Below are 3,669 nucleotides of genomic sequence, written 5' to 3'. Positions count from 1 at the left end.
AATTTTCAAATATACTATATTTATTAATATTGAACATTTTTTATCATAAAAAATTGACTTTTAAGCAATTACCTCAATAACTCACGTTAAAAGGTTACTTGAAATGCAAAACAGCCAAATCTACTTGGAAAGTGAAGTTGGTAAAGGCTCAAAATTCTATTTTACACTCTCTTTTAAATTAGGACAGGAAATAGATAAAAATAAGAAAGCAATAAGCCATGAATTAGGTATTTTCAACAAAGAAAAAATCCTCCTCGTTGAGGATAATCTTGCTAATCAGTTAGTTGCCAAGCGTTTTCTCACTAAGTGGGGTTTGCAAGTTAGTATAGCTGAGGACGGAGAAATAGCCCTTAAAATGTTGCAATACGAGGATTTTGACTTGGTACTGATGGATATTCAAATGCCAAACATGAACGGCTACGAAGCCACCAAAGTTATAAGGAAAATGAAACAAGAAAAATATCGCAAGCTACCCATTATTGCTCTCACTGCCTCTGTCAATTCTGGTATTGATGGAAAAATCTTAGAAGCGGGAATGAATGACTACGTACTCAAACCTTTCACACCAGAGGAACTCCACAACAAAATAGCTTCGTTTTTATCTCGCAAAAACAATTAGAGTTTTTTCCTACCAAGATTCCACGCCTTAAAGCGTTCAAAACAGCCTTTTTGTATTTTTCAAAAAATGGCTTGCTATTTTCTAAACATACTCTAAAATCTGAGCTTACAAAAGTAATTTGTTGAAAATTGTTTAGTAAAACTCTATTTATTTCCTAAAAAAAAAATCTGATTCACAAGTACTTGTAAATCAGATTTTTGGGTTTATCAACAGGGTTGAGCTTAATGGTCTTTGCCATTCGTGCTTGGGGCAGGGAAGTCCTGAATATCAGTAGTATTTACTATGGTTCCGTTTTTTACCACTGTCGCACTTTCTACTCCCTCTTCGCTTTCTTCTTCCATCATTTCTATTTTAGCAATAGAAGAAATATCGTCTTCTTCGTTGAGCCTGATTACCCTTACGCCTTGCGTATTCCTACCCATAACGCGCAACTCAGAAACAGAGAAGCGAATGGTGATTCCTGCTTGGGTCATTATCATGAGTTGGTCTTTATCAGTAACTTCCATGATGCTGACCAAATGCCCTGTTTTTTCTGTTACATTGAGAGCTTTCACGCCTTTTGCTCCCCTATTGGTTAGTCTAAATTCCTCTATGTCAGAGCGTTTTCCATATCCCTTTTCAGAAATCACCAAAAGCTGAGTATCAGGGTGATTGATGACCACCATACCTACTACTTCGTTGTTTTCCTCATCAATAGAAATGCCCTTAACCCCAGCCGCAGTACGTCCCATAGGGCGAACGGTGCTTTCGTTGAAGCGAACCGCCATGCCTTCTTTGGTGGCTAAAACAATTTCGTCATTCCCACTTGTGAGGCGAACATCTAACAAAGTATCTCCTTCATTAATAGTAATGGCATTGATGCCGTTTGCCCTTGGGCGAGAGTAAGCCTCTAAGGTAGTTTTCTTGATAGTACCTTTTTTAGTACACATTATCAAGTAGTTGTTATTAATGTACTCTTGGTCTTCCAAGTTTTTTACGCTGACAACAGCTTTTACTTTATCCTCTTTTTCTATCTGAATCAAGTTTTGCAAAGGGCGACCTTTGGAAGTTTTGTTTCCCTCAGGCACATTGTAGGCTTTTATCCAAAACAACTTACCTGATTGAGTAAAAATCAGCAAGTAGCTGTGCGTAGAAGCGATAAAGAGGTGTTCGGTGAAGTCATCGTCTTTGCTTCCTGCCCCTCTTGAGCCTACCCCTCCGCGTCCCTGAGTACGGTACTCTGCCAAAGAAGTACGCTTGATATAGCCCTGATGAGAAATAGTAATGACCATGTCCTGCTCCTCTATCATGTCCTCATAGGTAATGTCCTCATCTTCGCTGTATTCTATCTTAGTCCTGCGTTCATCACCAAAGCGTTCTTTTATTTCCAACAATTCCGTCTTGATGATGTCCATTCTCAGGTTTTCATTTGCCAAAACTTCTCTCAAATAGGCTATGGTTTTTACCAATTCATTGTATTCTTCTTGCAATTTGTCGCGCTCCAAACCCGTCAATCTTTGCAAACGCATTTCCAAAATTGCCTTTGCTTGGATTTCAGTAAAGCCAAACTGATTGACCAAACCTTCACGCGCTATTTCAGGGTCTTTCGAGCCACGAATCAAGGCAATGATTTCATCTATGATGTCTAAAGCTTTGAGCAAACCCTCCAAGATATGCGCTCGTTTTTCCGCCTCGTTGAGTTCGAAGCGAGTACGGCGAACCACTACCTCGTGCCTATGTTCTACATAGTATTTTATCAATTCTTTCAGGTTCAAGGTCATCGGTCTGCCTTTGACCAAAGCCACGTTGTTTACGCTGAAAGCAACTTGCAAATCTGTGTTTTTGAATAAGTTATTTAGCACTACATTGGCAATGGCATCGCGCTTAAGTTCATAAACCACCCTCGTTCCTTCCCTATCCGACTCATCTCTGATGGCTGAGATGCCCTCAATCACTTTATCGTTCACCAAAGAGGCGGTATATTCTATCAGCTTTGCCTTATTGACTTGGTAAGGGAGTTCTGTTACTACGATTTGTTGGCGATCTTTGCCCACGTCTTCTATGGTAGAAACTGCACGAATCACTACCCTTCCCCTGCCCGTAGCAAAGGCATTTTTGATACCATTGATGCCGTAAATCGTACCTCCCGTAGGGAAATCAGGAGCTTTGATGTACTCCATGAGTTCCAAAATCGTGATTTCGGGGTTATTGATGTACGCCACAATGCCGTCTATGACCTCTCTAAGGTTGTGCGGGGGCATATTGGTCGCCATACCTACCGCAATACCTGACGTACCATTGACTAAAAGATTGGGAATTTTGGCAGGCAGTACTGTAGGCTCTTCCAAAGAGTCATCAAAGTTAGGCTGGAAGTCCACCGTATTTTTGTTGATGTCGGCAAGCAACTCCTCCGCCATTCGCTTTAAACGTGCCTCTGTATAACGCATGGCGGCAGGACTGTCCCCATCTACCGAGCCAAAGTTGCCCTGCCCATCTACCAACTCGTAGCGCATAGACCAAGCCTGTGCCATACGCACCATAGCATCGTAAACGGCAGTATCGCCGTGTGGGTGATACTTACCCAATACCTCCCCCACAATACGGGCAGATTTTTTGTACGGTTTGTTATAGTTTAAGCCCAAATCTGCCATAGCATAGAGGATACGACGGTGAACGGGTTTGAGGCCGTCGCGTACATCAGGCAAAGCCCTTGACACAATCACCGACATAGAGTAGTCGATGTAGGCGGTACGCATTTCTTCCTCTATATTAATAGGAATGATGTTTTCCATGAAAAGAAAAATAATGAGTGAATTATAAATGATGAGTTATTTTAATAAATTGACTTTCAATAATTTATTTATAATAAAACATCAATTTCAATGATTTTATGTCAAATAGCTCAATTACGCAATTATCAATTTTCTGATAATTTTTTAACTTGCAAAGATAAGCAAAAGGATTGGGGTTTGCAAGGGATTGGCAAGGAATAGCAGAAGGAAATTTTGAGTGTACTCCCTTGTTCCTCTGACTTAGAAAGTCAGAGAAAGAACGATAGCAATTCCTGTGTA

General features: G+C 40.5%; 3 protein-coding genes. 1 reads left to right on the top strand and 2 read right to left on the bottom strand.

Annotation, left to right across the window (positions count from 1 at the left end; genetic code table 11):
* Nucleotides 1–103: 103 nt before the first annotated feature.
* Complete coding sequence (locus BM141_RS22170; protein ID WP_091549618.1) at nucleotides 104–619, top strand: response regulator; 516 nt, start codon at nucleotides 104–106, stop codon at nucleotides 617–619.
* A gap of 221 nt (nucleotides 620–840) precedes the next feature.
* On the opposite strand, the gene gyrA is transcribed toward BM141_RS22170, so the two are convergent.
* Both gyrA and BM141_RS23490 read right to left on the bottom strand, forming a co-directional pair.
* Entirely contained in the window at nucleotides 841–3,390 is a 2,550-nt protein-coding gene (gene gyrA, locus BM141_RS22165) for a DNA gyrase subunit A (RefSeq protein ID WP_091549617.1), read from the bottom strand.
* 64 nt (nucleotides 3,391–3,454) lie between these two features.
* Nucleotides 3,455–3,669: hypothetical protein (locus BM141_RS23490; RefSeq protein WP_221407737.1), on the bottom strand; the 215-nt coding region annotated here is incomplete at its 5' end.

The organism is Thermoflexibacter ruber (assembly GCF_900113045.1).
GTDB lineage: Bacteria > Bacteroidota > Bacteroidia > Cytophagales > Thermoflexibacteraceae > Thermoflexibacter > Thermoflexibacter ruber.
The sequence above is the reverse complement of the archived record's forward strand: the minus strand, read 5'-3'. Positions and strand labels throughout refer to the sequence as shown.

Excerpts from the sequence above, each read along its gene's own strand:
- BM141_RS22170 (WP_091549618.1), top strand. The coding sequence starts at position 104 with ATGCAAAACAGCCAAATCTACTTGGAAAGTGAAGTTGGTAAAGGCTCA.
- gyrA (WP_091549617.1), bottom strand. The coding sequence starts at position 3,390 with ATGGAAAACATCATTCCTATTAATATAGAGGAAGAAATGCGTACCGCC.